Origin of the sequence: Prochlorococcus sp. MIT 1306, assembly GCF_047304515.1 — a bacterium.
Taxonomy (GTDB): Bacteria; Cyanobacteriota; Cyanobacteriia; order PCC-6307; family Cyanobiaceae; genus Prochlorococcus; species Prochlorococcus marinus_D.
The window spans coordinates 567,525-589,186 of sequence record NZ_CP138959.1; the positions used below are offsets into that span (position 1 = coordinate 567,525).

Below are 21,662 nucleotides of genomic sequence, written 5' to 3' on the forward strand. Positions count from 1 at the left end.
CAGTAGGAAGTCCCCCTTTAGACTCGCTTAACTCATAGTCATTTCGACTAACTCCCTTAAGGGTGCTGTCATGGCCAAGGATCCAGGCCGCGTTTTGATTTTTGACACCACCCTCAGGGATGGGGAGCAGTCCCCTGGTGCAAGTCTCAATCTCGAGGAAAAGCTGGCTATTGCCCAGCAACTCGCTCGTTTGGGTGTGGATGTGATTGAAGCGGGCTTTCCTTTTGCCAGCCAGGGTGATTTTGCTGCCGTGCAACGTATTGCCCAGCAGGTTGGCGGGGATGAAGGCCCAATCATTTGTGGCTTGGCTAGGGCTTCGCGTGCTGATATCAAGGCTTGTGCTGATGCCGTTGCCCCAGCCCCTCGACGACGAATTCACACATTTATTGCCACGAGTGATATTCACTTGGAGCACAAGCTGCGTAAATCTCGGGCGGAGGTTCTGGCGATCGTTCCAGAGATGGTCGCCTACGCCCGCTCACTCGTTGATGATGTTGAGTTCTCCTGTGAGGATGCCGCTCGAAGCGACCCTGAGTTTCTTTATGAGGTGATCGAGGCTGCGATTGCTGCGGGGGCGGGCACCATCAATATCCCCGACACAGTTGGTTTTACAACTCCCTCGGAGTTCGGGGCGTTGATTGCTGGTATCGATTGCCATGTTCCAAATATGAATGAGGCCATTCTTTCTGTTCATGGTCACAACGATCTCGGACTGGCTGTAGCCAATTTTTTAGAAGCTGTGAAAAGTGGAGCCCGGCAGTTTGAATGCACGATCAACGGCATTGGAGAGCGTGCAGGGAATGCTGCGCTTGAGGAGCTGGTGATGGCTTTGTATGTGAGGCGGCGTTATTTCAATCCCTTCTTTGGGCGTGAATCTGATAGCCCTACTCCTCTAACGGCCGTTCGCACGGAGGAAATCACCAAGACATCTCGATTGGTCTCAAATCTCACCGGCATGGTGGTGCAGCCCAATAAGGCGATTGTCGGCAGCAATGCTTTCGCCCATGAGTCAGGTATTCATCAAGATGGTGTGCTTAAAAATCGTCTTACTTATGAAATTGTTGATGCCCGTACGGTTGGGCTGACCGACAATCGGATCTCGCTGGGCAAGCTAAGTGGTCGCAGTGCCGTCCGAGCTCGCCTTGAGGAGCTCGGTTACGACTTGACTCGGGAGGATCTTGACGAAGCCTTTGCACGATTTAAGGATCTGGCCGATCGCAAGCGCGATATAACCGATCGAGATCTTGAGGCCATTGTCAGCGAACAGGTCCAGCAGCCTGAAGCTCGTTTTCAGTTACGACTGGTGCAAGTCAGTTGCGGTAGCAGTCTTAGGCCTACGGCTACTGTCATTCTTGCGCAAGAGGATGGACAGGAGCAGACTGCTGCTGCAGTGGGCACCGGTCCAGTAGATGCTGTCTGTCGTGCATTGAATGCTCTAGCTGGCGAACCTAATGAGCTGATCGAGTTCTCGGTTAAGTCGGTAACGGAAGGGATTGATGCGATGGGTGAAGTCACGATTCGGCTACGTCGGGATGGGCAGCTTTTCTCAGGTCATTCCGCTGACACTGATGTGGTGGTTGCTGCAGCTCAAGCATTTGTGAATGCGCTTAATCGGCTGGTGGCAGGTTGCGGTCGCCAGTCTCTTCATCCCCAACATGATGCTGTGCTAGCTGATCGACGGCCAGGCATCTGAACAATGGGGCGTTTTCCCTATGTAGAGATGAGGCGTAAGAGCTTGGCTTCGCCACTGCTGAAAGGTCTTCAGTTAGGGGTCCTTATCGTGTTGGCGCTTGTCATTCTCCTTCCATTGCTTTGGCTGGTAAGCACGTCCTTGAAAGGGCCCGCTGAAGAGATTTTTACTAGTCCTCCAGCCTTACTACCTGCCGAACCGAGCCTGATGGCGTATTGGCGACTATTCGCCGACAATCCGCTAGGGATTTATTTGCTCAACAGCACAGTAGTGAGCTCTTTGGCGGTGGTAGCCAATCTGCTTTTCTGCTCCCTGGCGGCCTATCCACTCGCTCGGATGCGCTTTGCCGGAAGAGGTCTGGTCTTGGCCCTTGTGGTGGCAACCATCCTCATTCCTTTTCAGGTGGTGATGATCCCTTTGTATCTTTTGATGGTGCAGTTGGGATTGCGTAACTCTCTGATGGCCTTGGTGATTCCACAGGCGGCAACAGCCTTTGGGCTCTATCTCTTGCGACAGAGTTTTTTGACGGTGCCCGTGGAGCTTGAAGAGGCTGCGCGTATCGATGGTTGTAGTCGATTGGGTGAATGGTGGAACGTGATGATTCCGGCTGCTCGTGCTGATCTAATCACCCTGGCCATGTTTGTGTTTATCGGCACTTGGAGCGATTTCCTCTGGCCTTTGGTGATCTTGGATGACCCCAGCCTTTACACCCTTCCACTCGGCCTACAGCAGCTCGCCAGCAGCTTCTCCCTTGACTGGAGAATTGTGGCGGCTGGGTCGGTGGTGTCGATTTTGCCGGTGCTGGCACTCTTCATCCTTTTGCAGCGCTTTATCCTCCCTAGTTCAAGTGGTGATGCGGTGAAGGGATAGGTTTTTGATCGCCAAGATTCCAGCCCAGGCTCTTGTCAAGACTTTGAGGGTTCTATGAAGCTCAAGGTTATGGTGACAACCCTGGAGCTGATGGTGTGGCTGGAGGTTCAGGTTGCATTCGCCATGGGTCAGATTGACTGTGGATGTACTCTTTTTCCGGCTTGGTGATTTGTCGTTGTTGTTCGATGAGTTCGTTAAGCCTTTCTCCTTGATTATTGAGCCGGATCTGAAGGCTGTGTAGTTGCTCGCCCAGCAAACGGCTGCTGCTTGTTTGTGGTTTTTGTTCAAGCTCACTCAGCCGTTCCATAACCTGGTTAAGGGTGTTGGTCTGCTTGGCAACCGCTTGCCAAATCACGATAAAAAGCACTGTGAGCATGCTCATCCCTCCGGCACCAATCAGCCGCCAGCCTTTCCAGTTCTTCATGCCGTCGTTAAGGAGACTTTATGGGTGTAGCGGTTCTGTGTTGACTTTGCATCTATGGAGCTACAAATTCAGGCATGCTCGAACGCATCATCTGCCAATTTGCTGCTGGCTGATGTAGACCGATCACTCTCGCATTGGGGTCGTGTCGATTAAGGACCTGGACCGTCTGTTGGCTTTGAGGAAGGAGGATCCATTGCTCGATAAGCAACTTGAGGAAGCTATCGAGGTTGAGCAGTTCCTGGAGTTGGCGCAGGAGCATGGGCTTGATGTGACGGAAGCTGATCTTTTTGCTGCTCAACAACGTGATGAGGGTTCTCTTCCTGCTGAGGAATTGCAACGCCGCATGGCTGAAGAGTCTCGTCGTTTGCGTCACTTCATCCAAGGCTGACAAGATTGATGAGGATGGCGTCTAAGCAAGACGACTCCATAGGAGTTTGTGTGCTGGTTGCCAAAAGTTAATGTGGCGCCATTAATTTGACTTTGACCTTTTCTATTGACTGGCTATTGATTCAGCATGACTTTGAATCATTGATGATTGAATACATGCTTTTAGAGATAAATGCAGTAGTTATGTTAATAACAGGATTTGCCTCATAAATTTCTTGTGGTCAATCCTAAAACTCGACCTGCGATTGTTTCTGCAAGAAACAATCGCTCAAAGGCTGCAGGCTAAAATATGAACAGCTTGTAGTTGCTTGATCTTCACTAGCTTTCTGGATGTATAGAAGTGTATTCCTTTCATTGAAAAAGAGTTTGTGCGGCAGTCTTGTTGATCAAGTCATGACAGGCTCAGTAGAGAGATGGGTTTTTAGCAGGGAAGAACACTGCTAGAGAAATTGTTCTCGGGTTTTGCAAGTTTTTCCACAATCGTGAGATTATGGGTGTGTTGAGCAAATGAAGAAATATGGCGCCCCAACGACTGCTTTACAGGTTGGTTGCTCTTGATGGAACTCCCCACGCTGTGCTGGACGCTCCCTATGAGTCAGAGGAAGCAGCTCTTGCCGCTGCAAAGAATTGGTGTGATGGACAGGGGCTAAAATGCTCAATCAGTCAAAGGGCTATTGGTGTTGAAGTGATGACGCGTAGTGGGTCTTGGCGAACTTTGGTCTATCCCGGAAATTGACGCTGACCCATTGTGCCAACTTCATACTCGAGTGGCTAAATATATAGTTAGGCCCTTGCGATTATGTACAAATACACGTTCAAATAGAAGAGGCGTTACTACTATTGCTGCTGAGGATGTCTTGGACCTGGTTAATTGTTGATTGCCTGATCTTGAGTCCGGTAGTCAGCCCAGCGGCTACTCATTGGCTGGATTGACTAGACGCTATTTGATGAGCCAGCTTTACAACATTTGGATGAGTGAAATGCTCATCCTTAAGGGATGAGAGGTGTAGAGGCGTCACGACGCCGGAGCCCAGATTCCTCCCTGAGCGCTTGGCGGCGTTGTGCGAAAGGAAGGTCGTCGAACATTGCCGAATCGAAGGTTTCCTCTGGCATGTTGGTGTCGCTAAGGATGTCATCCTGCTTGGCATAGTCCAAGGCAGCCCAGCTTGGTTGCATTGGTAGCAGAATTAAAAGAGCTGCTGTCACTGCGGTGAAAGCCCTAATAATCAGGCTGAGCTGATTGCGCAGCTGCGCGCTATGGCTTTGTGTTTGGTTCTTTTGTGACACCTTGGCCACAGAGCTGAAATGTCTTTTTAACAAATGACCAGCCTTTCTGGTTGGAAAATTATAGGGGCTATTGGGCACTTGGGCTGGCAGTGCATTGACTTGTAAAAGTGAGCGAGTGTTAAGAGGCTCTATTTTAATTTTAATTGATTTTCTATTTTAGGTAAGAAGAATGCATGAGAAGCTTGGCAATGGTCCAGTCTTAAATTTTCTGTACCGATGCCTTTGAAAGCAGGGTTTGAAGCTTGATGCGAATAAAAGTTGGCTTTATTTTTAAATAGTCAAGAATACTTGCCTTGGTATTTTGGTGATTCTTTGTAGCTTTTCTCAAGGGGCTTGTCGACATGTACTGCAAGGATAGGATGAAAAGAAGGATTTAAATAGGCGATAGGCTTTTTTGGCTTCAAGATTTAGTCTGCGGAGACTTGAATTTCATCTGACTTGTATCGGCAAGGCTTTATTCTTTGATTTCTGCAGAAGTTTTAGGCGGATCGTATTTAGGAATTTGCAGGGTTTTTCTTGAAGAGATTCCTGGAGGGATTGGTCTAAGAAATGATTTCATCGTTGGGATCCTTGTGAGCCTGATCGGCAAAGCTTTCCGATCAGTCCTTAAACGACTAACTCGTGACTCGTCTTGGTTGAATGTGGGAACCCTCCAGCCCCTTCCCCTGGATGATGAGGGCCCTGCTCAGCGCATTTGGTCAACCTCATGGTGAAGCGCTCATTGCTTTGAGGATCCCTGGGGGGCGTTTGCTCTGAGGAGCTTGAATGAAAACCGGAGAGGTTCGGTGCATTGAAGCAACTAACGCGGCCGATCTGTGTCCAATAAGAACAGAGGATTGCCCGATTGGCTGTGGTGTTATTGCGATGGTTGGGATGCTTGGTGGTTTCCGTGTCTGGTTTGGCTTGGCTTGATGTTTGCAATGCCAGTAGCTGGGAGCAGATTGGTCGTTATCAAAACCTTTTGCAGCAGGCTGGTACGAATACTCTGGTAGCAGATGACTGTCCATCAGGATTGATGGGTGCTTTTCATGTTGGCAGAAATGCAGTGCTGCTTTGTGCCAACAACCTTGAGGATGATCCGACAGAGGTTTGGCCAGTGCTTGCCCATGAGTCGGCCCATGTGATGCAAGCTTGTAAGGACGGTCCCTTGTTGGCAGATCATCAGCTAGGCAAAGCACTTTTAACTGTGCAACGGAGCTCTCCGGAGGTGGTGAGGGAGCTTCGCCTCTATCACCAGAGTCAACAACGTGAGGAGGTTGAGGCACGCCTTGTGCAGGCCCTTCCTTTTGAGGAAGTGAAAAGTCTTTTTTTGCAGTACTGTGCCGATCGCTTAGAGCCTTAGCTCATTGAGAGTGGTCCACCGCGCTATAGGTGGTCATGGCAGATGATTTGACCACGTCTCTAATAGGGCCAACGATTGATAGCGAAAGTCAGCTCACTTACCTGGGCGAAGATTGGCGCCGTTATGTGGTTTTGGCGTTTGATGGCGGTGATCTTGGTCTGCAAAGTTCTGCCCAAGTGACGAAAGCTCTTTGCTAACTAAGCCCGCTGATCCAGGAGATTGAAAGCCTTTGCTTGGGCTGGATTGAGTAGGTCATGGCCTCTCCTCTAGGCTGTAAAGAAGCAATAGCTCTGCTGTTTTCCACTCTGGAGACTGAGCTTGAGAGTGCAGGAGAAGTCTCTAGCGATGAGGCCGCAAACAATGGCGCCGCCACCGATAAGTCTTCTCAAGGTGACGTTCTTGTCGATCCGCGAGCTCAGTCCAATTCCTGAATCAACCTGATTTCTTTTAGAAGCTTCTAGTAGGCCTGCTTACGTTGGCACTAGTCAGAGTCTTTGTGATGAGTGTTGTGGTTCGTGGTTATTGGTTGATGGCCTGGATCGGCTTGCTAGCCAACGTGGCGGCCCTCCCCATTATTGGAGTGGTTGCATTTACTAATCAGGCTCTGCAAACAACCAATATCAGCCTCGCCTTTAGCCTCGCCTGGCCGGCTGCCATCGTTGGCATCGTGGCATCTGCTGGCCTTTTGGCTGAGCGGCGATGGGGTGTCATCGTTGCCATTGTTGCTTTATCCATGGCCTTAGCAGGGTCGTTGCCTTACGGAATTGTCCGCCTGGTTTTGGATAAGGCATTGGTGGTGCCTGACTCTCAGGCTCTTGGTGGCTTGTCGCTGCTGATGTTCGTTGTGAATCTGCTGGCGCTGCTTTATTGGTGTCGTCCGATTCATCGTCAAGGAGGTCGACTTTGATCTCAGTTGATGATGATTGTCTGATCAGTTTTCATTGCCTGTTCATTGAGCTCGCGTGGGCTTAATGAATGAGGATTTTATTTCAGGATTCCTGGCTAATGGCTGTGGAGAAGCCACCAGGCTTATTGAGTCAGCCTGGTCTTGGTGTTGATCAGCAGGATTCTCTGATTGGTCGCATGCATTTTATTGACTCTGAACTGCGATTGGTGCATCGCCTTGATCGAGACACCTCAGGGTTGTTGTTGTTGGCGCGAGGGGCGGAGAGCTTGCGGCGTTGCAGCATGCTTTTTTCAGCGCGTCGAGTGCGCAAGCTTTATTTGGCAGTGGTGGTTGGCCGGATGAATCGCAATGCTGGAACGATCAGCTTCCCGATGGCTCGGCTGCAGAAGAATCCGCCTCTATATGGCAAGAGTCCGCAAGGAAAAGAAAGCCGATCCCAATGGAGGGTTAGAAGCTGCAACGCAAACGGCTCAACGTTATGGCTTTGGCCCTTGACAGGTCGATCCCATCAATTGCGCGCACATTTAGCAAGTGTTGGACATCCGATTTTGGGTGATCCGATTTATGGCAAAAAAGTTTTCTTTGAAAGGATGCATCTACATGCGACAGCCTTGAGCTTTCGACATCCTTTTACAGGTCTTAGGCTTCGCCTAAGAAGTAGGGCTCCATTCCTTCCTGATCAGGAAAATTAAGTAAGAGAAAAGTACAACTTCAAAAATGTAGATAGGTCTTTCTTGGTTGTTGCTGAAATAGAAGAATATCTAGCAAGTTAGAAAGTGCCTTTAATTGGGGAAAGCCTTTTGAGCAGGTATCGGGTAAGGGATACGGCGATGGCGCATGCGTCGCCAGACGCGTACGAAAGCGCGCACAACGAGTTCTACTTCGGCTCGACTGAGGCTGCTCTTATTCAGTTGGCCATCCCGTTGCCGCTCCTCAATAATCCTCTTTACGGTGGAGTGTGCCTCGCTATCAGAGGTGTTCGGTGGTAGGGATCGAAGGCATGCTTCACAGCCGTCGGCCAGCATTAAGATTCCGGTCTCGCGGGAACGAGGTATCGGTCCTCGGTAGCGGAAGTTATTTTCGGCAACGGAGGGGTCCAGTTCTCTTGCGCGATGAAGGAAATACCCCATCTTCAAGGTGCCTTGATGCTCAGGGATGAAGTCCGCCACTCGGCGCGGTAGGCGGTAGCGACGGGCCAGTTTTAATCCCTCATCCACATGGGCTTGTAGGACCTCTGCGCTGGCGATGGGATTGTTCAGTTGATCGTGAGGGTTTTTTTCTCCTTCGACCTGATTCTCGATAAACCACTGAGGAGCGTGGAGCTTGCCAACATCGTGGTACAAGGCACCGGTTCGGATCAGGTCTACATCGGCACCGATTGCTCTGGCCCCTTCCTCTGCAAGTCCGCAGATCATTAATGTGTGTTCGAAAGTCCCTGGAGCTTCTGAGGAGAGGCGGCGCAGAAGGGGACGCTCTTGATCGGCCAGTTCCATCAATCGGGCTCTGGTGAGCAGGCCAAAAGAGGTCTCCAAAATTGGGATCAGTAGGATCGCTAGCATCAGCAAGATCCCCATTAGCAGTGCTTCTGAGAGAAGTTCATTGCCATTGGGTGCAAATCGACCCCAGGCCCCACCGCCGCCGGCACTCAGGAGCAGCCACTCAGCCAGTAGGGCTCCTAAAGGCAACAAAAATGCCATTTGCAGCAGCTGTGCTCTGCTCCGTAGGCGGCCGGTATATAGGGCTGCCACTGCAGCGATTGCACAGGCAATGATTATTCGGCCTTCGCCAAGGCCGTTGACTGGCATAGGCCATAGCAGGCTCTCTACAGCCATCCAAGCCAGGCCACAGGTTGTGCCAAGACCTTGGGCGAGCAGGAGTGTCGGCGGAACGATTACGGCTAGGGGGCTCACAGTAGGAACGAACCAGAGCTTGCTGGCCTGAGTGACCAATAGCAATCCCACTGCCAGTAGGCCATGACGTGCTTCTAGGCAGGGACGTTCCCGTCGCATGATCAGCAGCATCACGCCACAGCCGGCAAGGGCTGTACTGAATCGGCTGAGCAAAGGACCCCAGTCTGGGCCTCGACTGATAAGACCGAAGTGATTTAAAACGGCATAGGCCCTTGGGCTGATGGGTTCTCCTTTGCTAGTGATCAGATCGCCGCGGCGGACTTCAATGATTGGGATGTCTTGTTTGGTGATCAGCTCTTCAATGAGGCGTTGGCTGAGGGCTGGATCTGTGCGCAGATTGCTACTGCCTTGATAGGTGCTGGCGAGTAGCTTGCTGCTAAGGCTTCTCGCAGGGCCGTTCCGCTCACCTAGATCGGCTAATTGAATTGCGGCCGCCTCTTGTAGCTGCTCAAGGGCGAGATTGTTCAGTCCTTGACTGAGCATGCGTTCTGAGGCACGGCGGATGGCCATATCCCAGCGTTTTCGTTCTTGTTGGGAGCGCGTCTTGAGCCAGATTTGTTCTTCGGCGCTGAGATTGACAGGCCCTATCCGTCCTGCATCACTGTTGCGTGCAACACGTTCCAGCTCAGCGAGATTGCGCTCTAGTCGTTTTTTGAGCCGGGTTGTTTCTTGTTGATCGATCACTTGTACAAAGGTGCTCTGTACGAGCTGAGATCGCCTTTGTTCGTGAGCTTCACTGTCAACGACGCGAGCATCCCTGGGGGCTCGCGCCTCAAATGGAGCTGGAAGTCCTGGGCTCAAATTCGGTTGAAACAACCAGGGCCAGCTTGAGATGATTGCTACAGCAAAGCAACTCAGCAGGAGTGCAGCCTTGTGGGGCATCGACCAGCGGAGCAACGGACGCCGCGGCGACTCGCTGCGTAACCAGCTCTGCCAGAGCCTGTTTAAGGTTGGAAGACGGACCACAGAAGCTGGCACTTGTCCTAAACGCTAGCTCTCTTCTGCGTGCATGCTTGGGGAAGCATCGGATCGGTGAATGGCCCTTAGGCTTGATGGCAAACAACTGGCCGCAGAATTGGAGCAGCGTCTCCAAGCTGAAATTGCGGCTGGCTTGGTGCAAGCCGGAAGGCCGCCAGGGTTAGCTGTGTTGCGTATCGGGGACGACCCCGCCAGTGGGGTGTATGTGGCCAACAAGCAGAAAGCTTGTGGGCGAATTGGCGTGGCCAGCCATCTAACCCATTTGCCGGAAACGGTTTCAGCTGCAAAGGTTTTGGCCACGATTCAGTCTTTGAATCTCGATGAGCGAGTGGACGGAATTCTTTTGCAATTGCCTTTACCAAAGGGCCTTGATGAAGGGCCTTTGCTTGCTGCGATTGATCCCGAGAAGGATGCCGATGGTCTACATACCCTCAACCTTGGCCGATTGTTGAAAGGTGAACCTGGGCCGCGCAGTTGTACCCCTGCCGGTGTGATGGCCTTGTTGGCACGTCATCAGATTTCTTTGGAGCGGAAAAGGGCTGTTGTGATTGGGCGCAGCATCCTGGTAGGGCAGCCGATGGCATTGATGCTTCAGGCTGCAAATGCCACCGTGAGCGTGGCCCATTCTCATACCGGTTATCTGGCCTCGTTAACTCAGCAGGCCGATGTGTTGGTGGTAGCGGCCGGGCGGCCACAAATGATTGGCTCAGAGCATGTCAAGCCAGGAGCAGTGGTTGTCGATGTTGGCATTCATCGCCTTCCCGTAGATCCTGAACTAGGGCAGCAAGTTAAGGCCAGGTTGTGTGGAGATGTACGAACGCAAGAAGTTGAACCTTTAGCAAGTGCATTGACCCCTGTTCCTGGTGGTGTAGGTCCGATGACCGTGACCATGCTCTTGGTGAATACCGTGGCTAGATGGCAGCAGCATTGCGGTTTGCCCTTCGGCCTGAGAGATTTGCTGGTTTGAGACTGGTTGGCCTGAGAGAATCCCATGAACGAGACAAGGTTCATGGCGGCGGCGGTCAGCACCTTCTTCGACTTCCCTGCTTATTTGGCTGCGGCCAAAGCCAGCGTTGAGGAGGCTTTGGATGATTCGCTTGGCCCTGAGCGCCCTGAGCAACTCAGGGAGGCCATGCGCTACTCCCTTTTGGCGGGTGGTAAGCGTTTACGCCCCATCCTTTGCCTGGCAGCTTGCGAACTTGCTGGAGGTGAACCGGCACAGGCTCTGCCGACAGCAGTGGCTTTGGAAATGATTCACACGATGTCGCTGATTCATGACGATCTCCCCGCCATGGATAACGACGATTTACGCCGCGGTCGTCCCACCAATCACAAGGTGTATGGAGACGCCGTTGCCATCCTCGCGGGTGATGCGTTGCTTACACGTTCCTTTGAGATGGTTGCCTTGCGCAGCCAGGGTGTTGCGCCTGAGCGGCTGTTGAAGGTTGTTGGCGAGCTTTCGCTGGTTGCTGGTGCTCCTGGTTTAGTGGGGGGGCAGGTTGTAGATCTGGAGTGTGAGGGCAAAGAGGTGGATCTGGAGACTTTGGAGTTCATTCATCTCCATAAGACCGGGGCCTTGCTGAGTGCTTGTGTGATCTGCGGAGCGTTGATTGGTGGAGCAGAAGACGATTTGATTGATGCGCTACGCATCTATGCCAGAGGGATTGGTTTGGCGTTTCAGATCATTGATGACATCCTTGATGTAACGGCGAGCAGCGATGTTCTTGGCAAAACTGCTGGCAAGGATCTGCTTGCCGATAAGACCACATATCCAAAATTGTTGGGTCTAGAGGAATCCCGCCGGCGTGCAGAACTCCTTGTGAGCGAAGCCAAGGCAGCACTAGAGCCTTGGCAAGCTTCTGCTGCACCTTTGCTGGCACTAGCCGATTACATCACCAGCCGCGATCGATGATTGTCAGCGATTCTTCCCCATCAGCGTGGCTTGGACTTTTAGATAATGCTGTCTTGGCTTGGGGGCTTGCCGCTTGTGGCTTGGCTCAGCTTTCCAAGCTGATTGTGGAGTTAATTCTTTATCGTCGCTGGCGACCTGCAGTGCTTCTGGAAACAGGTGGTATGCCTTCGAGCCATTCGGCCCTTGTAACTGGTACAGCAGCAGGTGTGGGATGGGAGATGGGTTTTGATCACCCAGGATTTGCGCTGGCAGCCACTGTGGCTTTTGTGGTCATGTATGACGCCAGTGGGATTAGACGTGCTGCGGGATTTACCGCAGCACGGGTGAATCTTTTGCCTGTGGAGACCTGGCCCACTCCACCAGAAAAACAGCTTAAAGAAAGTCTTGGTCACACTCGTTTTGAAGTTTTAGTGGGCAGTTTGATCGGCCCTGCAGTGGCTTTACCGGGATTGGTTTTTGTTGGTTCTCCACTCCATCTCAGCCAGTTATTGGGTATGACATTGGGGTGACGCAGTCTTCTTTAGATCCTGCGACTGTTGAGCTCACCGCAGATCAGCAGCAGGCTGCCGAAGCGTTCAGTTCTTGGTTGGATGATGCGAATCATGGCAATCCCTTTGTTCTGAGTGGTTTCGCCGGCAGTGGTAAGACGTTTCTTTCGATGCGATTGTTGCGTCAGGTTGAGGACGCTGGACTGTGTTGGACAGTTGTTGCGCCAACCCACAAGGCTGTTGGTGTGCTTCGTCAGGCTCTAGATCTTGAAGGCCTCAGGCCCACCTGGTACCCCTCCACGATTCATCGGCTGCTTCGCTTGAAATTGAAGCGGCAGGGTGATCTTGAGCTGTGTGAGTCGACAGAGCAAACGGCCCAGTCTCTAGAGCAATTGGGCCTGGTTCTGATCGATGAATCTTCGATGATCGACAGCACCCTGCTGGGTCTTGCTCTGCAGTGTGCCCACCCCTTTCGGACACGTCTCGTTTTTGTAGGCGATCCTGCTCAACTGCCTCCTATCGGTGAGGCCCAAAGTCCTGTGTTCTCGATGCATAGAGCCTGTACAGCAACATTGCAGCAGGTGGTGCGTCATCAGGGCCCTGTGTTGCGATTGGCGAGTCGTCTTCGCGATGGCAGCTTGCCCTGTCAGTCCCCTCCATGCTTTCCCTTGATTGAGGATGAGCTGGGCCGGGTTGGATGCCTGGATCAAAACAACTGGCTGAAGCGAGCTCAGGCTGCCTTGCAATCCGCGGCGATTCAGGATAACCCTGATGCAGCAAGGATTCTTTGCTACACGAATCGCAGCTTGGAGCAATTGGTTCCCCATGCAAGGCGGGCGATTCATGGTGATATGGCCGATCAGTTGCCGGTACTCCCCGGAGAGGTCTTGATTGCACGCAAAGCAGTCATGGCACCGGCTTCTCGTAGTGGTGCCGAGACTGGCGAGGAACCCGACATGGTGCTCGGATCAAACCGAGAGGTGGTTGTCCGTGACGTCACTCCGGAACGCTGTGACCTTGCAGAGTTTGGTTTAGAAGGACAAAGCGATTGGACTGTGCCGGTTGTTGACACCCTGACGGCCAAAGTTCGAGCAGGTGAGCTTGATTTGGAGTTGCGTTTGCAGCCGCCAGTTGGTTCTGAGGGCAGACGTTTGCTCGATACCACGTTGCAAAGGCTCAGAGTTGAGGCAAAAGCGGCGGGCAAAAGGGATGGTCGTTCTTTGTGGCGGCGTTTTTTTCTGCTTCGAGATGCCTTCGCATCATTGGGACCTGCGGCGGTTCTTACCGTCCATCGCAGCCAGGGGAGCAGCTTCGGGGAGGTGTTTGTTGCTGGTGATGTTTTCTGGCCTCAAGATCTCAGCTTGAGACGGCAACTGGTTTATGTGGCTGTTAGTCGTGCCCGTACAGGTGTGTGGCTTGTAGGGAAAACAGCCGCTGCCGCCTCACAAGGTCGCTGGTTGGATCAACTCAGATCACAATCGTCAGACCGCTGATTCCTTGCCAACCAAGGTAGGCGCCTAGAGCAAAACTCACCCCACCAACGATTAAGTCACCTTTGGCAAATAAAAGTTGTTTGCCAGATTGCAGCAAGGGAATCACGCGTTCTCTGCCAATGATCACGGCGACCAGGGGGATCAGTAGCAGCAGGCTCGAGCCAAATGTGAAAAACACCAAGCCAACGATTTCTTGCCAGCTGGGGAGGCTTGCGGCTAGCACGACGGCTGAAGTCTTGGCAAATAGGAAGAGGTCATCTGGGCTGATGAGTTCTGTTAGCGCACCAACGGCGATCAAAAGCGGCAGCGGCAAATTGATAAATCGTTCGATCGTATGGGTCCAGGCTGGTTGTTCTTCTCCTGCAGCAAACGAACGCAAGAGCTCCTTTAATCCCAACGAGATCAAAGCTCCTCCGCCAAGAAGGTCGAGAGCTGTTCGATGATGAGAGCCTTGGGTCATGTCCAACACCAAGCTGTGGCCCACAGTCAGCAGCAGGATGACGGTGACCAGAGTGGTTACGATCCAGCCAGTAACGAACCAACTTCCCCGCTGAATCGGTTTAGGCCCTAGCAGTAGGAGAAGTAGAACACCTAAATGGATCGGCGAGAGAGCTAAGCCGGTGCCGAAGGCCAATAGTTCGGCCCATAGGGTGGTGTCAGCCATTGAGGCGATCAGGTGAGCTTGTCAATATTCGCTCATGATCAATGGTCAATCTTGGGGCAAGAACCTTTCGTTGTTCGATTTAGAACTTGCCACTGCAGAGGGCATTCCAGCGTGTGATCACGCGCTGTTCTCTTTCGAAACCAAGAATGCAAATGCTGCCGGTATCGAGTCTGAACAGTCGGCCGGCTGCGGCACCGAGGCCTAGCCAGGTGCCAGTCAGGGCACGCAAGATATGGCCATGGGCGAAGAGAACGATGTCACCCTTGTTTGAGATGCCGAGGGCATGTTCAATAATTCGATCACAACGCTCTTGCACGGCAGTAGCGTGCTCACCACCAGGACAACCCTGATCCCAAACAGTCCACTCAGGAACGGTTTGACGGATCTCTGCTGTGGTGATGCCTTCATAGTTTCCGTAGTTCCACTCGATCAGCTCCGGCAGGATTTCAGCGTGCATGTCAAGCTCAGCCAGCGCACAGGTGCGCATGGCTCTTTGCAGGGGAGATGAAAACACAGCGGCAAATCTCACGCCTTTGAGCACAGGAGCAAGAGCCTTCGCCTCTTCTTCCCCTTGGGGTAGCAAGGGGAGGTCGGTGCTACCGGTATGGCGGCCTTGGAGTGCCCATTCGGTAGCCCCATGGCGGATGATCCAAAGTTGACGAGATGTCATGCAGGACGGTTGCTGCTGGCTGAATTTTGAAGAGCATCGTCAAATGATGTCTTCCTGGGTTTGTGCTGTTCAGAAATCACTTGTTGCTGGGATTGATTGCGGTTCGAGTGCGGCTCGCCATCGACGGGAGATCATTGAGCAGCTCGCCCAGTGGAGGTGTACCCAGCTGGCATGCAATGTCTGATGGCTCCATCCTTCTTTGTGTTGCGGCACCCGCCACCCTTGAACTTGCCATAGAGATCTTGGTTTGTTGATCTTGTGTGGTCGATCAAGAAGGTTGTTTAAGCCATCGTTAGGGCTCGTGGGGTGGAGTTCCCAGCGGTGGAATTCATGGCCCATCAGTCGATCACCTTTGCGAACAACAAGACTGTCTTCTGTGCCATCAAGGCTGCGATAACCCACTTGAAGGGAGCCTTTTTTGGCATGAAAAGGAAGTAGGCCTGTCATTGGATGGGCTTGTCCTTCCAGATCAGTGAGGGTCTGTCCAAGCAGCAGCATCCCGCCACATTCGGCATAAATCGGGCGCCGTCCATACCAGGCTCGTAGGTCTGCCATGCTGCGATCACATTGACTAAGATTCGCCGCATATTGTTCGGGGAAGCCGCCTGGAAGGATCACACCTTTCGCTTGTGCAGGTAGGGGTTCATCCTCCAGTGGTTTCCAGGGCAGGACTGGCATCCCAAGAGCTTCAAGGCAATCTTTGGTTTCTGGATAGCGAAAGTGAAATGCATCGTCTTGAGCTACTGCTACAGGCCGTAGTGGTTGTGGTGATTGGATGCTCTTTTCTCCAAGCAGGGCATGAATTGGATCTATTGCCGGGGTAGGCGCGCGGAGCAACGTTTTGAAGCTCGTTAGATCGAGATGAGTTTCTGCGAGGGCACTCCAGGCTTGTAGTCGAGCTTCCAATCGCTCAAGCTCATGGGCTGGAGCAAGGCCGAGATGTCTGCTGGGAAGATTGAGTTCAGGATCTCGGGGCAAGCAACCGAGCACTTTGACCTCAATGGTGTTGAGGACTTCTTTCAGTAATTCTTTGTGGCGATTGCTGTTGACCCGGTTCAACACCACCCCGGCCAGAGTCAGTTGTGGATCGTGGTCTCGGAAGCCTTTAACAAGGGCCGCTAGGGAGCCTGCTTGGCCGCTTGCATCCACGACAAGCACGACTGGTAGTTGCAGATGACGAGCTACGGCAGCAGTACTGCCTTGCTGCGATGTGCCGACACCATCGAATAGGCCCATGACGCCTTCCACCAGCGCAAGGTCGGCAGCTGCACCAAAGCCATGAAAGCTGTTTTGCACCCAGTCGGGGCCACAGAGGAGTAGGTCAAGGTTTCGACAGGGTCTACCGGAAGCAACTGTTAGTTGTTGCGGGTCGAGATAGTCGGGCCCCACCTTGAATGGTTGGAGGCTTAGATCACGGCTGCGTGCCCAGGCTGTGAGGGTGAGGCTTAGTAAGGTTTTTCCAGTGCCACTGGCTGGGGCAGCAATCACACAGGCCATGACGGGTGGCGGCTGAAAAAGGGCTTCGCCAAAGGGGGGTCTTAGCTAAGCAGCTTGGCAGCAAGGGGGGCTGCAGCGGCAAGCAGGGGGGTGGTGGTGTTATGGCCACCAGCGAGGAGTCTGGCTACATCCATCTCTACAGACGCGACCTGCATGGGGACGACTTCTTCAATCAGCTCCATGCTGGCCATGCCACCTGCTTCGAGTCTCATGCAGCCGCCAGATTCGGCACAGAGAATCACGCAAACGGCATGTTCGAGTTGTGCATCTGGCTTGCAGATCAACCTGACCCCCACGATCTGGCCAGGATGAATGCTCGGTTGACCCATGGGTACAGGCATAAGACGAAACTGAACAGTGGTGCCATCGGTTCGGCGGAATTCGGCAGCAATGCCTTCCCCTTTTATTTTCTGGGCGGCTTTTAATTGCCATCCCAGTCGATCGGCGATCCAGGCGGCTAACAACAGCCCCTGGACGGGGTGATGACCCTCAACGTCGATTTCGAGCTGATCAACATGATTAAGGGCATTGCGGCGGTGTGGTGGGTCAAACACCATTGCGAGGTGTTCTCGCCAAGTGCGCAGCCTTAACCAATTCAGATCATTCACCGCTGGGCCTGCTTCCACATGGGCCTTGAGCAGCTCAATGCAGCGATGGGGATCTCCTAGTGCTGTATCGATCACCAGGCGTCGTGGGGTCACAGCCAGCCGCTCGAGCAATTCGGGGGCTTCGTCCAGGCTGCCGTTCCACCAGACCCAGGCGGGCAGTTCTGCAGGTAGTAGAGGTTGAAGGATTCCCAGCCCATCTGTTAGGGCGTGATGGTCACCGCGAAGCACCACCACATCTCCGCAGGCACTGTTTCCTCCTCCTTCTTCTGGTAGTGGGCAATAGGCAGCCACGAGTGTCTCGAGGTCATGCCCCTTCTCGAGGGTTGGTGCCAGTGTGATCAGGCGTCGAGGTTCTAAGGCACTGATGGCAGCATCAATGTGTTGCCCACGTAAATCCTCGCCATGTTGATTGCCTTCGCGATTGGCAAGGACTGCTGCAACACTTGAATCCAGAGGAGGTGTGCTGTGGGGTAGATCGCCTTCGGTTACGGCTTGGCGGGCAGCTTGGATGAGCTCTTGACTCTGCGATCCAATGATCGGGCCATCAATCTGGCCGGTTCTAACCAGCTGCTGTTCGACCCAGGCCGGCTGCCAAACAAGCAGGGAGAATGTTTTGGCGCCTGTGTTGCCAGGTTGATCGTTTAACCAGAGCTGCTCGAGATAGCTAGGGACCTCACTAGGAGGGAGTTGCAGAGGGCTCTGAAGCGTGAGCTGGGGGGACATGGCTAGAGCTGAGTAATCAAGATGAGATAAGCCAGGCGGGATCAGGGTCGGCGCCAGAGCAATCCGTCATTGGCAAGCAGGGTATCGGCAGCAGCGGGCCCCCAGGTACGTGATTCATAGGGATGAATGGGCAATTGCCATGGGCTGTCTTCAATCAGTTCCAGTAGAGGGGTGTAAAGGCGCCACGCTGCTTCAACCTCATCACTGCGGGTAAATAAAGTTGGGTCACTCAGCATGGCATCAGCCAAAAGTCGGACGTATCCCTCATCGGATGGCTCACCGAAGGATTCGTCATAGGAGAATTCCATCTCTACTGGTCGGCTGCGCATGCCTGAACCAGGTGACTTCACCTCAAAGCGCCACTCGGCACCTTCATCCGGTTGGATTCGCAGGATGAGTTGGTTCGCTGTAGGGCTGCCCCCAGCGGCATCGAAAAGGTGCACGGGTGCTTCTCGAAAGGTGAGCACCACTTCACTAAGACGCTTTGCCAGTCGTTTGCCAGTGCGAACGTAAAAGGGCACTCCCTGCCAGCGCCAGTTGTCGATGAAAAGTTTCATCGCTACATAGGTCTCGGTGGTGCTGCTGGGATCGACACCCGGCTCCTGTCGATAGCCTGCTATCGGAGCTTCCTTGGTTCCGCCAGGTGCGTACTGGCCACGGATGCAGCAGTTCCAAGGTTCCAACTCATCCGCTAGTCGAGCCGCTAGCAAAACCTTGGCTTTTTCATTGCGGATTGCCTCAGGGTCAAAGTGCCCTGGTGGTTCCATCGTGGTGATGGCCAGCATTTGGGTGAGATGGTTTTGCACCATGTCTCGCAGGGCCCCTGAAGATTCGTAGTAGTTGGCTCGTTCTTCAACACCTACGGTTTCAGCGGCCGTGATTTGAACGCTGGAGATGTAATTCCTGTTCCAGATTGGTTCAAAGATGGTATTGGCAAATCGCAGTACAAGGATGTTCTGGACTGTTTCTTTGCCGAGGTAGTGGTCGATGCGGAAGATTTGATTCTCTTGGCCACAGCTTTGGACGATTTGATTTAAAGACTGAGCACTGGCGTAATCCCGCCCGAATGGTTTTTCGATGACCACTCGACTGCGTTTGGGATCGCTTAGAAGACCGGCATTAGCAAGAGCTTTGCAGCCACTGCCGTAGAACTTTGGCGACACCGAAAGATAGAAGGTGCGATTGCTACGGGTGGCGCGGAGTCGATCAATCTCTTCCAGCCGATGGCTGAGTTTGATGAGGTCTTCTGGCTTCTGTAGATCGACAGGTTCGTAAAAAAGACCGGCGGCGAATTGATCCCAGGCAAGATGGTTTTCGTTGATAGTCTCGCCGAGGGCTTCAGCCATTTTTTGGCGAAATATTTCGTTGGTCCAAGGACGTCGCGCGCAGCCAAGTAGGGCGAATTCACTCGGTAGCCGTCGTTGTTTGTATAGCTCGAAAAGGGCTGGAACCAATTTGCGGTGGGTCAGGTCGCCACTTGCACCAAAGATGACTAGGCACTGCGGTGCAATAACCCGCTCTTGACGTAGTCCAACTCGTAAAGGGTTTGTGATCGTGGCGCTCATGGAACACGGACCTCTTCTGACGGGTAACCAAGGATCTGTGAATTCAAAGTGCTACAGACCATCCCGGCATGCTTTGTCGTCGTATGCCCAAAAAAATTTGAGGATGCATAAAAAGACCCGCCCAAGTGGGCGGGTCTTTTTGTCAAGTTAAAAACCTGGAGAGTGCAGGATTAATAGGTCTCAACGTGCCAGCGATGAGCTTTCTTCAGCTGGGGTCGTAACTCTGACCAATCGATCCCTTTAGCGGTTGCCGCTGCCGTCATCGCTTCGTCGATGCCAGGCTCCATGCCCTTAAGGCCGCACATATAAACATGGGTTTTGGGGTTCTCAATCATTTTGAAAATCTGATCGGAATACTCCATCACCCTGTCTTGGATATACATCCGGCCGCCTTTAGAATTCTGCTGTTCGCGGCTGATGGCCTTGGTATAGATGAAGTTGTCGGGAAATTCTCTGAGATAACGCTCAAAGTCATCGTCATAAAGAAGGTTGGCCGTGTAGGGAGCTCCCATGAATAGCCAGGCTTTGCCACGGAATTTCCAGCCATTCTTGGAGCGCTCTGTAGGCTCAAACATGCGGCGAAGATAGGCACGCATTGGAGCGATGCCGGTTCCGGTGGCCAACATGATGACGTTGGCCTCTTCATCATCTGGTAGAAGCATTTCTTTGCCTACCGGTCCGGTGATCTTCGTTTTGGCTCCAGGGTTGATGTCGCAGAGATAGGTGGAGCAGACACCGTCAATCGTTTTGCCGTCTAGCTCGTATTGGAGCTGACGAACACATAACGAGACTGTTTTGCCCTCTAGGTTGTCGCCATGGCGGGTGCTGGCAATTGAATACAGACGAAGCTTATGGGGCTTGCCATTGGCATCCGTACCAGCAGGAATGATGCCAATGCTCTGGCCTTCTACATAACTGAGATGGGGGTCACCCCCGGCCAGGTTGAAAGTGATGTGATTGACCCTGCCAACAGCACCTTCTTTGACAAGGCTGTAGTTCTCTAGAACTGTCCCTTCAAAGGGTGCCTTTGGCTTGTAAAGGTTAATAGGTATCGCTTCTTGAGCGGGTGGGCTTTTGGTATCAGGCTTTTCGGTTGAGGTGGTTGTCGAGGATGATTTTATTTGAGCCGCTTGGCGGTAAGAAAAGCTAAAAGGAGCTAACTTCCCGTCTTCGCCACGGTAGAAAAGTGCTTTGACAACGTAGAGAGCGCCAATAACAAGAGGGATATGGGCGATTCCACCGAGAACTACTTCAGTTTGGTTGAAAGCCATCAAGAGCAAGAGCGTGACGGCGAGAATACCTTAGAAGGTGTGATGGTATGCATACTCATCGGCGTTTTCGGGTTACGTTTGGCGATTGGCACAGCTCAGTCTCTGGGCATTGGCTCAACGTTCATTGAATTCTTTCGGTATCCTTTCCATCTTGAGTGCAGCCTCTTCTTGTGGTAGCTCTCCAGGATCTTCAACCACGTTCGGGTTCCGTGCTCATAGCCTCGCCAGAGTCGGTCTCAGTGAAGCGACAGGCCATCGAGCAGACGATGGAACGCTTGCCTCATGGGGCGCGTCGACTTGCTGTACAGCTGAGAACGCCGATCAAAGAGTCTTTGCTATGGGACGTTCTGACCGATTACGACAAACTTAGTGAATTCATCCCAAACCTTGCTAGCAGCTCAGTGTTGGAACGCACCGGCAATCGAGTGCGGCTGAATCAGGTGGGTTCTCAACAGTTGCTGGGGCTGAGGTTTTCAGCTCAGGTTCAGTTGGAGTTGGTGGAACATCGAGCTGAGGGCCAGTTGCAGTTCCATTTGCTTAAAGGGGATTTCAGACGTTTTGAGGGAAATTGGATCATGCGCGAGCTGGCTGAGGGAACGTCAACGTCCCTTCTCTACGAGCTCACTGTTCAGGGCTGTATTGGTATGCCAGTTGCCTTGATAGAACAGCGATTGAGAGATGATCTCACTGCAAATCTACTTGCAGTGGAGATGGAGGGCTTGCGTCGCCAGTCCTTGGTTTGAACATCTCAAGATAGGCAGATGATCTTGAGCAGCCTTTGTTTAAATTGTTCGAGCTAAGGGCCTACGACAAAGGTCATTGCTTTTGCGAATAGAAGCCAACCTTTAGCAAGGTCAATCCGTTATCAACTGATACCCCCAAGGGGATTCGAACCCCTGTCGCCTCCGTGAAAGGGAGGTGTCCTAGGCCTCTAGACGATGGGGGCGAGGCCGTAATCACAGCTGTCTGTGCTTGT

23 protein-coding genes and 1 tRNA gene are annotated in these 21,662 nt (G+C 52.7%); 14 read left to right on the forward strand and 10 right to left on the reverse strand.

Going from position 1 to position 21,662, the window contains the following annotated elements:
• Positions 1 to 70 precede the first annotated feature (70 nt).
• Positions 71 to 1,693 carry a 2-isopropylmalate synthase gene (locus tag SIB74_RS02975; RefSeq protein ID WP_063396071.1) on the forward strand — a complete coding sequence of 541 codons (1,623 nt, stop codon included), beginning with the start codon at positions 71 to 73 and terminating at the stop codon, positions 1,691 to 1,693.
• Between the two features lie 27 nt (positions 1,694 to 1,720).
• A complete protein-coding gene (locus tag SIB74_RS02980; RefSeq protein WP_369818037.1) occupies positions 1,721 to 2,560 on the forward strand; it encodes a carbohydrate ABC transporter permease in 840 nt (279 codons plus the stop codon).
• Between the two features lie 67 nt (positions 2,561 to 2,627).
• Here the strand turns inward: SIB74_RS02980 and SIB74_RS02985 are convergent, their stop codons facing one another.
• Entirely contained in the window at positions 2,628 to 2,984 is a 357-nt protein-coding gene (locus SIB74_RS02985) for a hypothetical protein (protein ID WP_041374745.1), read from the reverse strand.
• A gap of 142 nt (positions 2,985 to 3,126) precedes the next feature.
• Between SIB74_RS02985 and SIB74_RS02990 the strand changes: the two genes are divergently transcribed.
• On the forward strand, positions 3,127 to 3,372 hold the full coding sequence (locus SIB74_RS02990) for a Nif11-like leader peptide family natural product precursor (protein ID WP_063396070.1): 246 nt from the start codon (positions 3,127 to 3,129) through the stop codon (positions 3,370 to 3,372).
• A 516-nt stretch (positions 3,373 to 3,888) separates the two neighbouring features.
• Entirely contained in the window at positions 3,889 to 4,107 is a 219-nt protein-coding gene (locus tag SIB74_RS02995; protein ID WP_063396069.1) for a hypothetical protein, read from the forward strand.
• A gap of 254 nt (positions 4,108 to 4,361) precedes the next feature.
• On the opposite strand, the gene SIB74_RS03000 is transcribed toward SIB74_RS02995, so the two are convergent.
• Positions 4,362 to 4,667, reverse strand: a complete 306-nt coding sequence (locus SIB74_RS03000) for a hypothetical protein (RefSeq protein ID WP_063396068.1) — start codon at positions 4,665 to 4,667, stop codon at positions 4,362 to 4,364.
• A gap of 835 nt (positions 4,668 to 5,502) precedes the next feature.
• Here SIB74_RS03000 and SIB74_RS03005 point away from each other — a divergent pair.
• The 5 genes from SIB74_RS03005 (at position 5,503) to SIB74_RS03025 (ending at position 7,599) form a co-directional block, all read left to right on the forward strand.
• Complete coding sequence (locus SIB74_RS03005) at positions 5,503 to 6,000, forward strand: hypothetical protein (protein WP_063396066.1); 498 nt, start codon at positions 5,503 to 5,505, stop codon at positions 5,998 to 6,000.
• A gap of 35 nt (positions 6,001 to 6,035) precedes the next feature.
• A complete protein-coding gene (locus tag SIB74_RS03010) occupies positions 6,036 to 6,197 on the forward strand; it encodes a hypothetical protein (RefSeq protein WP_197463293.1) in 162 nt (53 codons plus the stop codon).
• Between the two features lie 57 nt (positions 6,198 to 6,254).
• A complete protein-coding gene (locus SIB74_RS03015; protein WP_197463292.1) occupies positions 6,255 to 6,431 on the forward strand; it encodes a hypothetical protein in 177 nt (58 codons plus the stop codon).
• Positions 6,432 to 6,499: 68 nt separating this feature from the next.
• Positions 6,500 to 6,907 carry a hypothetical protein gene (locus SIB74_RS03020; protein WP_063396065.1) on the forward strand — a complete coding sequence of 136 codons (408 nt, stop codon included), beginning with the start codon at positions 6,500 to 6,502 and terminating at the stop codon, positions 6,905 to 6,907.
• Positions 6,908 to 6,975: 68 nt separating this feature from the next.
• Entirely contained in the window at positions 6,976 to 7,599 is a 624-nt protein-coding gene (locus tag SIB74_RS03025) for an RluA family pseudouridine synthase (protein ID WP_063396064.1), read from the forward strand.
• 90 nt (positions 7,600 to 7,689) lie between these two features.
• On the opposite strand, the gene SIB74_RS03030 is transcribed toward SIB74_RS03025, so the two are convergent.
• Complete coding sequence (locus tag SIB74_RS03030; RefSeq protein ID WP_063396379.1) at positions 7,690 to 9,783, reverse strand: HDIG domain-containing metalloprotein; 2,094 nt, start codon at positions 9,781 to 9,783, stop codon at positions 7,690 to 7,692.
• Between the two features lie 70 nt (positions 9,784 to 9,853).
• Between SIB74_RS03030 and folD the strand changes: the two genes are divergently transcribed.
• The 4 genes from folD to SIB74_RS03050 are packed head-to-tail and all read left to right on the forward strand — an operon-like array spanning position 9,854 to position 13,688.
• Entirely contained in the window at positions 9,854 to 10,762 is a 909-nt protein-coding gene (gene folD, locus SIB74_RS03035; protein ID WP_063396063.1) for a bifunctional methylenetetrahydrofolate dehydrogenase/methenyltetrahydrofolate cyclohydrolase FolD, read from the forward strand.
• 42 nt (positions 10,763 to 10,804) lie between these two features.
• Positions 10,805 to 11,707, forward strand: coding sequence for a geranylgeranyl diphosphate synthase CrtE (gene crtE / locus SIB74_RS03040; protein ID WP_196757120.1), 903 nt, complete (start codon positions 10,805 to 10,807; stop codon positions 11,705 to 11,707).
• Entirely contained in the window at positions 11,704 to 12,216 is a 513-nt protein-coding gene (locus tag SIB74_RS03045; RefSeq protein ID WP_063396061.1) for a divergent PAP2 family protein, read from the forward strand. The genes crtE and SIB74_RS03045 overlap by 4 nt, the downstream gene beginning before the upstream one ends.
• Positions 12,213 to 13,688, forward strand: coding sequence for an ATP-dependent DNA helicase (locus tag SIB74_RS03050; protein ID WP_063396060.1), 1,476 nt, complete (start codon positions 12,213 to 12,215; stop codon positions 13,686 to 13,688). Before SIB74_RS03045 ends, SIB74_RS03050 begins: the two co-directional genes overlap by 4 nt.
• Here SIB74_RS03050 and SIB74_RS03055 read toward each other — a convergent pair.
• From SIB74_RS03055 to SIB74_RS03080, 6 genes are all read right to left on the reverse strand, one after another.
• The gene (locus SIB74_RS03055) at positions 13,663 to 14,352 is read right to left on the reverse strand and encodes a GAP family protein (protein WP_011130478.1); all 690 of its coding nucleotides are present in this window, start codon (positions 14,350 to 14,352) and stop codon (positions 13,663 to 13,665) included. The two genes, SIB74_RS03050 and SIB74_RS03055, sit on opposite strands and share 26 nt — an antisense overlap.
• 79 nt (positions 14,353 to 14,431) lie before the next feature.
• Positions 14,432 to 15,022, reverse strand: a complete 591-nt coding sequence (locus tag SIB74_RS03060; RefSeq protein ID WP_063396059.1) for a histidine phosphatase family protein — start codon at positions 15,020 to 15,022, stop codon at positions 14,432 to 14,434.
• 69 nt (positions 15,023 to 15,091) lie between these two features.
• Positions 15,092 to 16,519, reverse strand: coding sequence for a cobyrinate a,c-diamide synthase (locus tag SIB74_RS03065; protein ID WP_063396058.1), 1,428 nt, complete (start codon positions 16,517 to 16,519; stop codon positions 15,092 to 15,094).
• Between the two features lie 41 nt (positions 16,520 to 16,560).
• On the reverse strand, positions 16,561 to 17,850 hold the full coding sequence (locus tag SIB74_RS03070) for a glucose-6-phosphate dehydrogenase assembly protein OpcA (RefSeq protein WP_063396057.1): 1,290 nt from the start codon (positions 17,848 to 17,850) through the stop codon (positions 16,561 to 16,563).
• A 41-nt stretch (positions 17,851 to 17,891) separates the two neighbouring features.
• Positions 17,892 to 19,415, reverse strand: a complete 1,524-nt coding sequence (zwf, locus tag SIB74_RS03075) for a glucose-6-phosphate dehydrogenase (RefSeq protein WP_063396056.1) — start codon at positions 19,413 to 19,415, stop codon at positions 17,892 to 17,894.
• 170 nt (positions 19,416 to 19,585) lie between these two features.
• Entirely contained in the window at positions 19,586 to 20,686 is a 1,101-nt protein-coding gene (locus tag SIB74_RS03080) for a ferredoxin-NADP reductase (RefSeq protein ID WP_063396378.1), read from the reverse strand.
• A gap of 266 nt (positions 20,687 to 20,952) precedes the next feature.
• Here SIB74_RS03080 and SIB74_RS03085 point away from each other — a divergent pair, with 266 nt between their 5' ends.
• The gene (locus SIB74_RS03085) at positions 20,953 to 21,429 is read left to right on the forward strand and encodes an SRPBCC family protein (RefSeq protein ID WP_231906103.1); all 477 of its coding nucleotides are present in this window, start codon (positions 20,953 to 20,955) and stop codon (positions 21,427 to 21,429) included.
• A gap of 130 nt (positions 21,430 to 21,559) precedes the next feature.
• On the opposite strand, the gene SIB74_RS03090 is transcribed toward SIB74_RS03085, so the two are convergent.
• A tRNA-Glu gene (locus tag SIB74_RS03090) sits at positions 21,560 to 21,632 on the reverse strand.
• Between the last annotated feature and the right edge of the window lie 30 nt (positions 21,633 to 21,662).

Excerpts from the sequence above, each read along its gene's own strand:
- SIB74_RS03080 (WP_063396378.1), bottom strand. The coding sequence starts at position 20,686 with ATGGCTTTCAACCAAACTGAAGTAGTTCTCGGTGGAATCGCCCATATC.
- SIB74_RS03010 (WP_197463293.1), top strand. The coding sequence starts at position 6,036 with ATGGCAGATGATTTGACCACGTCTCTAATAGGGCCAACGATTGATAGC.
- SIB74_RS03020 (WP_063396065.1), top strand. The coding sequence starts at position 6,500 with ATGAGTGTTGTGGTTCGTGGTTATTGGTTGATGGCCTGGATCGGCTTG.
- SIB74_RS03045 (WP_063396061.1), top strand. The coding sequence starts at position 11,704 with ATGATTGTCAGCGATTCTTCCCCATCAGCGTGGCTTGGACTTTTAGAT.
- SIB74_RS02975 (WP_063396071.1), top strand. The coding sequence starts at position 71 with ATGGCCAAGGATCCAGGCCGCGTTTTGATTTTTGACACCACCCTCAGG.
- SIB74_RS03025 (WP_063396064.1), top strand. The coding sequence starts at position 6,976 with ATGAGGATTTTATTTCAGGATTCCTGGCTAATGGCTGTGGAGAAGCCA.
- SIB74_RS02995 (WP_063396069.1), top strand. The coding sequence starts at position 3,889 with ATGGCGCCCCAACGACTGCTTTACAGGTTGGTTGCTCTTGATGGAACT.
- SIB74_RS03065 (WP_063396058.1), bottom strand. The coding sequence starts at position 16,519 with ATGGCCTGTGTGATTGCTGCCCCAGCCAGTGGCACTGGAAAAACCTTA.
- SIB74_RS03070 (WP_063396057.1), bottom strand. The coding sequence starts at position 17,850 with ATGTCCCCCCAGCTCACGCTTCAGAGCCCTCTGCAACTCCCTCCTAGT.
- zwf (WP_063396056.1), bottom strand. The coding sequence starts at position 19,415 with ATGAGCGCCACGATCACAAACCCTTTACGAGTTGGACTACGTCAAGAG.
- SIB74_RS03085 (WP_231906103.1), top strand. The coding sequence starts at position 20,953 with ATGGAACGCTTGCCTCATGGGGCGCGTCGACTTGCTGTACAGCTGAGA.
- folD (WP_063396063.1), top strand. The coding sequence starts at position 9,854 with ATGGCCCTTAGGCTTGATGGCAAACAACTGGCCGCAGAATTGGAGCAG.
- crtE (WP_196757120.1), top strand. The coding sequence starts at position 10,805 with ATGGCGGCGGCGGTCAGCACCTTCTTCGACTTCCCTGCTTATTTGGCT.
- SIB74_RS03060 (WP_063396059.1), bottom strand. The coding sequence starts at position 15,022 with ATGACATCTCGTCAACTTTGGATCATCCGCCATGGGGCTACCGAATGG.
- SIB74_RS02985 (WP_041374745.1), bottom strand. The coding sequence starts at position 2,984 with ATGAAGAACTGGAAAGGCTGGCGGCTGATTGGTGCCGGAGGGATGAGC.
- SIB74_RS02980 (WP_369818037.1), top strand. The coding sequence starts at position 1,721 with ATGAGGCGTAAGAGCTTGGCTTCGCCACTGCTGAAAGGTCTTCAGTTA.
- SIB74_RS03055 (WP_011130478.1), bottom strand. The coding sequence starts at position 14,352 with ATGGCTGACACCACCCTATGGGCCGAACTATTGGCCTTCGGCACCGGC.
- SIB74_RS03015 (WP_197463292.1), top strand. The coding sequence starts at position 6,255 with ATGGCCTCTCCTCTAGGCTGTAAAGAAGCAATAGCTCTGCTGTTTTCC.